Source organism: Neorhizobium descurainiae, from assembly GCF_051400715.1.
Taxonomy (GTDB): domain Bacteria; phylum Pseudomonadota; class Alphaproteobacteria; order Rhizobiales; family Rhizobiaceae; genus Neorhizobium.
On the sequence record NZ_JBLFFK010000055.1, the window covers coordinates 1 to 4,766 of the forward strand.

5 protein-coding genes are annotated in these 4,766 nt (G+C 59.6%); 4 read left to right on the forward strand and 1 reads right to left on the reverse strand.

Translation table 11 applies throughout. From position 1 onward, the window contains the following. Positions 1 to 84: 84 nt before the first annotated feature. A complete protein-coding gene (locus ACMGE0_RS33260) occupies positions 85 to 405 on the reverse strand; it encodes an IS1096 element passenger TnpR family protein (RefSeq protein ID WP_436820121.1) in 321 nt (106 codons plus the stop codon). A 92-nt stretch (positions 406 to 497) separates the two neighbouring features. On the opposite strand from ACMGE0_RS33260, the gene tnpA reads away from it, so the two are divergent. The 4 genes from tnpA (at position 498) to ACMGE0_RS33280 (ending at position 4,509) form a co-directional block, all read left to right on the forward strand. Beyond that, positions 498 to 944 (forward strand): IS66-like element accessory protein TnpA, encoded by a 447-nt coding sequence (gene tnpA / locus ACMGE0_RS33265; RefSeq protein ID WP_436820122.1) that lies wholly within the window; start codon positions 498 to 500, stop codon positions 942 to 944. Continuing rightward, positions 925 to 1,278, forward strand: a complete 354-nt coding sequence (gene tnpB / locus ACMGE0_RS33270) for an IS66 family insertion sequence element accessory protein TnpB (protein WP_400678231.1) — start codon at positions 925 to 927, stop codon at positions 1,276 to 1,278. Before tnpA ends, tnpB begins: the two co-directional genes overlap by 20 nt. Positions 1,279 to 1,330: 52 nt before the next feature. Further along, positions 1,331 to 2,923, forward strand: coding sequence for an IS66 family transposase (gene tnpC, locus ACMGE0_RS33275; protein WP_436820123.1), 1,593 nt, complete (start codon positions 1,331 to 1,333; stop codon positions 2,921 to 2,923). Between the two features lie 239 nt (positions 2,924 to 3,162). Then, entirely contained in the window at positions 3,163 to 4,509 is a 1,347-nt protein-coding gene (locus ACMGE0_RS33280) for an IS4 family transposase (RefSeq protein ID WP_436820124.1), read from the forward strand. The last annotated feature ends 257 nt before the right edge of the window (positions 4,510 to 4,766 follow it).

Genomic DNA, 4,766 nt, shown 5'->3' on the forward strand with positions numbered 1-4,766 from the left:
CTTCCTTTATGCCGCATCCATCATGACCCTCGTCAGACGGATCGCACGCCGCTCATGAATTCTCGGACGGACTCTGAAGGGCTTTTAGGTTTCTCGGCGTGACTTGCGGGCCCACTTTGCCGCCAGATCATCGACGGCTTTGTTGAGCTCGGCGAAGTTGGTTTTGTGCGGATCGTATTCTGTGCTGCCCCACCATTCGACGAGCTCGGCATGGCGCTCGTGGATCAGGTCGGCGAGAGCCTCGCGGAACTCCTGATAGCCTCTCGGTCCGCCGATGTCCTCGGGAGGGCAGCGGCCGGTTGCTTCGAGGAGCATGGGCTCCGCAAGGCCGATGACGGGAAAGGTGCGCTCGATCTTGATGCTGTGCGTCCGTACCTCTCCGGTGACGCTTTCAATTACCCACATCGTCTTCCGGTAAGCGCGAATTTCTCTGCACCTTCTGATCTTGAGTGAGCTTTGGCATGTGGTGTCCACTTAAAAGAGGTGGACACCAAGTTATGGATGAAAGTCAAAAGCTCGCGGTACGGCTGGTCGGTCGGAATGGAAGACGCCGCTTCGATCACGGGTCGAAAGATCGTCTTGTTGCAGCCTGCCTTGAGCCCGGCGCATCGGTATCGAGACTGGCGCGAGAACACGGGGTCAATGCGAACCTCGTTTGGAAATGGATCAGGAAGCACGCCCAGGCCCATCCATTATCGCCGTCTTCGATATCTGCGTTTATCCCGGTTCAGGTCTCCGCCCCGAGCAGGGAGTTCGACATTGAGATGCCTGCGGTGGATCGCGAAGAGCGATTGCTGGGAAAGGACAGGAACGGCCCGCTTTCCTCTCCAGCAAAGGTGAGCGCGACACTGCCCAATGGTGTGAGACTGACGCTGGAATGCAATGATGTCAGCGGATTGACGGCGATAATCGGAGCGTTGAGTCATGTTCAGACTGGGCGCTGATCTCAAGGTCTATCTTCATCGGGAGCCGATCGACTTCCGGGCCGGCATCAACAGCCTTGCGGTCCTGGTCCAGGAGACGATGGCATTGGACCCGTTTGCCCCTGCGGTGTTTGCCTTCTGCAATCGCCGGCGTGACCGGGTGAAGCTGCTGCTCTTCGACCGGTCGGGCTTTGTGCTGATCCTGAAGCGGTTGACGGAAGACAAGTTCCGATGGCCGCGCCGAGAGGTGGCGGTGGTTACCCTGACGACCGAGCAATTGCACTGGATCCTCGACGGGATCGATATCGATGCGATGATCCGCCATCCCGTGCGGCAATATCAGATCGCCGGCTGAGGTGGCGCGTTGATCTGTTGACGCGGCGACGCGGTTCAGATTCAAAACTGGGATGACCCGAACCGGCGAACCTGATGTTGCAGAGCTGATGGCGCAGTTGGCGGCAAATGCCGCCGAAATCGCTGCGCTCAAGGCCGAGAAGGAAGCGCTCTCGCGACGGGTCGTCAAGCTGGAAGAAGAACTGGCGCTCGCAAGGCTGCATCGATTTGCACCCCGCAGCGAAAAGCACATCGATCGCATCTTCAACGAAGCCGAAGAAGCCGCGGACGAGGATGATCCTGATCATGGCGACGACGTCGCCGATCTCCCGGATACAGGCCTGCCGGCGGTCGAAAGTGCCGCGGGTAAAAAGCGTGGCCGCAGACCTCTGCCGGAAGACCTGCCGCGCGAGCGTGTCGAATACGATCTGCCCGACGATCAGAAAGCTTGCCCTTGCTGCGACAGTCAAATGCATCGCATGGGCGAAGCCGTTACCGAGCAGTTCCATATCGAGGTCAAGGCTAAGGTTCTGCAGAATGTGCGGTTCAAATACGCCTGCCGCCATTGCGACCGCACCGGGATCAACACGCCTGTCGTGATCGCACCGATGCCGCCGCAACCATTGCCGGGCAGCATTGCCACCGCCTCCACGCTGGCCTTCGCACTCGTCCACAAATACGTCGATGGCACGCCACTCTATCGCGTGGCGCAAACGTTCGAACGGGCCGGCGTACCTATAAGCCGGGGTGCTCTCGCGCACTGGGTGATCGGTTCGAGCGAGAGGCACCTGCGTCGTATCTACGATGCGCTGAGATTGCGGCTTCAGTCGCAGCCTCTCATTCATGGCGATGAGACGACGGTTCAGGTGCTGAAGGAAAAGGACAAGGAATCCACCAGCACGTCGTACATGTGGGCGTACCGCAGCAGCGAGGACAGTGACGAGCCAATCGTGCTTCTCGATTACCAGCCCGGCCGCGGTCAGGTTCACCCGCAGACCTTTCTCGGGGACTACCGCGGCATATTGGTGAGCGATGGCTACACAGCCTGGCGCACATTGCATGGCGCAACCCATGTCGGATGCATGGCTCATTCACGGCGGCGCTTTGTCGAGGCTCTCAAGACCAGGAAGAATGGAGGCGGACCTCCGGAGCAGGCGCTCCGGTTCTTCGAGCAGCTCTACCGGATCGAAAAACAGGCGCGAGACCAAACGCCCGATGTTGGGGAGATGAAGGCCGATTGCATTCGCCGTTTCCGGCAACAGCACAGCTTGCCTGTCCTGACCGCACTCAAGTCTTGGCTCGATACCATCGCGCCAAAGGTCGTACCGGATACCAAGCTCGGCGATGCCGTGTCCTACACCCTGAACCAATGGGATTATCTGACGCGCTACATCAGCGACGGCAGGATGCCGATCGATAACAACATTCTGGAACGCGACATCAGAGTTTTTGCGACCGGAAGAAAATCATGGCTCTTCAGCGACACCGCTGACGGAGCCAAGGCCAGCGCTGTGATCTACAGTCTGATGCTGACCTGCCGCGCCTGTAGCGTTGACCCACTCACCTGGCTACGCCAAGTGCTCACTGAGTTGCCTCAGCGCGAAGAAGCCGCCGACATTGGCGATCTGCTGCCGTTCAACTTCTCCGAAACCTCCGCCGCCGACTGATAGGGCCGGATATAGCTTCACAAGGGGGCCTTTCGGTGATGCCGCCTACGTCAATGTGCATGGAAAATCGCGCTTACGTCTTCCGGGCTATTGCGCCGTGTGAATCTGCCGTGATTCTGTCTGTGACGCCGAATCACGGAGGCGTCAGCGATGCGAGGCGAAACCGACACCAGCGAGAATGCCTGGCAGGGAGAGGAACTCTCTGCAGCAACCCTACCCGACACCGCCGGCTACGGCGGTTGCTGGATCAGATGTCAGCTGCGCCGGGCAAGCCAATTCCAGCGGTCTGTGGCGACTGGGCAGCCACGAAGGCCGCCTATCGCTTCTTCGACAACCCGCGTGTGACCGACCATAGCATTCTTGCCGGTCATTTCGCCGCGACTGCGGCGCGCGTGGCGGCGAGCGAAGGTCCGATCCTGATCCTGCAGGACACGACCGAGTTCATCTACAGCCGCGCTCAACCCGGCAAAATCGGCTTTACCAAGACCATTAACGCAGGGCGCTACAAGGCTGGACAGCCAAATGTGCAGACCTTGTGCGGAGTGCTGATGCATTCAAGCTTGGCCGTAACCCTCACCGGCACGCCTCTCGGTCTGGCGGCGGTGAAGTTCTGGACCCGAAGGAAGTACAAGGGAACACTCGCGCTCAAGCGGCACGTCAATCCCACGCGCGTGCCGATCGAGACGAAGGAGAGTTACCGCTGGCTGGAGAACTTGCGCCAGTCCATCGCGCTCGTTGGCGCGCCCGAACGTTGCGTGCACGTAGGCGACAGGGAAAGTGACATCTATGAACTCTATTGCACCGCGCATGATCTTGGTACCAACTTCCTCGTGCGGGTGCAGACAAACAGGCTGGCGGAGCGTGCCGCCGACGCTGCTACGCACCGTCCTGATCATCGCGTCTTCGCCCAACTTGCAGCGGCTCCTTGGGCGGGACGTCATTGCATTGCGGTTGGCAAGGATGAGACGACTTGGCTGCAAGTGAAATTCGCCACAATCAACACCTTGCCGCCCGTAGGCAAGCAGAAGCGCTATAGTCCGCGGGTTCTGACCTACATCCATGCGCTCGAGGAGAAGCCGCCGGCCGATCGTGCGCCGATCGACTGGAAGCTGGTGACCAACTTGCCGGTCGACGATCTATCAGGGGCGGTCGAGAAGCTTGGCTGGTATGCGCTGCGCTGGAAAGCGGAGGTGTTCCACAAGGTCATGAAGTCCGGCTGCCGTGCCGAGGAGGCGAGGCTCGAGACTGCCGAACGGCTGACGAAATTTCTCGCCCTCATCGCAGTGGTCAGTTGGCGCATCTTCTTTGTCACCATGTCGGCACGCGCCAACCCAGATGCCGCGCCCGACAGCGTTCTCACCTCCTCTGAAATCACGGTCCTCGACCAAATCGATGAGACCCGAGCTCGACAGCGTCTCAAGCAGCACACGCTCGCAGAGTATCTGCTGCAGATAGCGATGCTTGGGGGCTATCTCGCCCGTAACCACGATCCGCCTCCCGGCAACATGGTCGTCTGGCGCGGCATGACGCGCTTGCAAGACATCGCAATCGGCATCTCAATCGGGTCCAACCGACGATGTGGGTAATTGAAAGTCCCGCCGGAGGGATACGCCGGAACACACCCAGACGCTTGAGCGCCTTGCGAATGGATGGCTCAGCAGTGAAATTGACGCGCTTATGCCATGGAACTACGCTGCCTGAACGGGCCCGGTGGAGTGCCCCCGTTTCACCGGACATGTCGGCTAGTTTGATTTAGCCCTGATGAACGTAAGCGGTGTTTTGCACCCACCTTCCGGATCACGGCGTGATTGACGATGTTGAGCCCGAATGAGGGCTTGGACAT

What these genes read in the sequence shown, in the direction of transcription:
- ACMGE0_RS33260 (WP_436820121.1), bottom strand. Translation starts at nt 405, where the DNA reads ATGTGGGTAATTGAAAGCGTCACCGGAGAGGTACGGACGCACAGCATC.
- tnpB (WP_400678231.1), top strand. Translation starts at nt 925, where the DNA reads ATGTTCAGACTGGGCGCTGATCTCAAGGTCTATCTTCATCGGGAGCCG.
- tnpA (WP_436820122.1), top strand. Translation starts at nt 498, where the DNA reads ATGGATGAAAGTCAAAAGCTCGCGGTACGGCTGGTCGGTCGGAATGGA.
- tnpC (WP_436820123.1), top strand. Translation starts at nt 1,331, where the DNA reads ATGACCCGAACCGGCGAACCTGATGTTGCAGAGCTGATGGCGCAGTTG.